At 67.8% G+C, this 1,762-nt stretch carries 2 protein-coding genes; both read right to left on the reverse strand.

Going from position 1 to position 1,762, the window contains the following annotated elements; genetic code table 11:
• On the reverse strand, positions 1–1,187 hold a 1,187-nt coding region (locus HR9077_RS18150), incomplete at its 3' end, for a TRAP transporter large permease (RefSeq protein WP_136068716.1).
• Positions 1,187–1,756, reverse strand: a complete 570-nt coding sequence (locus HR9077_RS18155) for a TRAP transporter small permease subunit (protein WP_136068717.1) — start codon at positions 1,754–1,756, stop codon at positions 1,187–1,189. The genes HR9077_RS18150 and HR9077_RS18155, both read right to left, overlap by 1 nt.
• Positions 1,757–1,762 lie beyond the last annotated feature (6 nt).

Raw genomic sequence — 1,762 nt, forward strand, 5'->3', positions numbered from 1 at the left:
GGCGCCACCCCCTTGAGGTAGAACGCGGCCGGGCCGAACGGCGGCGACAGGAACGACACCTGCATGTTCACCGCGAACAGGATCCCGAACCAGATCGGGCTGTAGCCCAGCTGGTCGATGATCGGCACGAAGATCGGCAGCGTCAGCATCGCCACGCCGATCCAGTCGAGGAACATCCCCAGCACCAGCAGGATCGCCATCATCACCAGGATGATCACGATCGGCGCCACGTCCAGGCCCATGATGATCCCCGAGATGAAGCGGTTGCCGCCCATCAGGTTGTAGACCCCGACCAGCGCCGCGGCGCCGATGCCGATCCAGATGATCATCCCGCAGGTGACCAGCGTCTGGCCCAGGCTCTCGTGCATGGTCTTCAGCGAGAACTCGCCGCGCGCGATCACCGCCAGCAGCACGCCGAACACGCCCATCGCCGCCGCCTCGGTGACCGAGGCCACGCCGCCGTAGATCGAGCCCAGCACCAGCACCGCGATCAGCCCGGGAACGATGATCGCCTTGAGCGCCTGGCCCTTGGTGGCGAAGGTCTCCTGGCGAGCCTCCTCGGTCAGCGGCGGGCCCATCGCCGGGTTGCGGATACAGCGCACCAGCACGTAGCCGATGTAGGAGAGCATCAGGATCACCGCCGGGGTGATCGCCGCGGTGAACAGGTCGGCGATCGACTGGCTGGCGATCAGCCCGTAGATGATCAGCACGATCGACGGCGGCATCATGGTGCCCAGCGCGCCGCCGGCGCACACCACGCCGATGGAAAGGTGCTTGTCGTAGCCCAGGCGCAGCATCTGCGGCAGCGCGAGGATCCCCAGCAGCACGATCTCGCCGCCGATGATCCCCGACAGCGCGGCGAGGAAGAACGCCACCACGATGGTCTGCACCGCCACCCCGCCGGGCAGCCGGCCGGCGAACACCCGCATGGCGTTGAACAGGTCCTTGGCGATCCCCGAGCGGTCGAGCAGCGAGGCCATCAGCACGAACATCGGCACCGCCACCAGCGAATACTCGGTGACGAAGCCGTAGACCCGGCTGGTGACCAGCGGCAGCGCATTGCCGCCGAACCAGCCGAAGGTGAAGACCAGCGCCACCAGGCCGGTGATGAAGGCCAGCGGCAGCCCGGTGACCAGCAGGGCGAAGATCGCCCCGACCATCAGGATCGTTCCGTCGGCGATATCCATTACGCGCTCCCCTCGTCGTCGGTGGCCGGCAGGGCGGGCTTGCCGCGCAGCGACTGCAGCATGTGGATGAACGCCTGGATGCACATCACCATCAGCGCGACCATGATCATGCCCTTGACCAGGGCCGGGAACGGCGGGTTCCAGGAGGTCCCGGAGCGCTCCAGCGACCACTCGCCCAGGGGGTTGTGGGACGCGTCCCAGAACATCACGTAGGCGGCGTAGCTCATCGCCAGGCAGAAGCCGAAGGTCACGATGTCGTTGAAGCGGTCGAGCCACAGCCGGAAGCGCGGCCCGACGGTGTCGTAGAGAATCCGCACGCGGATATGCTTGTTGCTGGCCAGCGCCGAGGGCCCGCCGAGGGCGAAGGTCACCGCCACCAGCATCACCACGCTCTCGTGGACCCACGAGGTGGGCGAATCGAAGCCATAGCGCATGATCACCTCGAAGACGCTGATCGCCATGGCGAGGAACACCAGCCAGGCGACGCGCCGGGCGCACCACACCACGCCTCGGTCGAAGGCGCTGCGCACCGGCGGCGGGCCCTCCTCGCGCGCGCGGACCTGGGCCAGGGCCGC

The sequence above is a fragment of the Modicisalibacter radicis genome (assembly GCF_900961225.1).
In the GTDB taxonomy this organism is placed as follows: Bacteria; Pseudomonadota; Gammaproteobacteria; order Pseudomonadales; family Halomonadaceae; genus Modicisalibacter.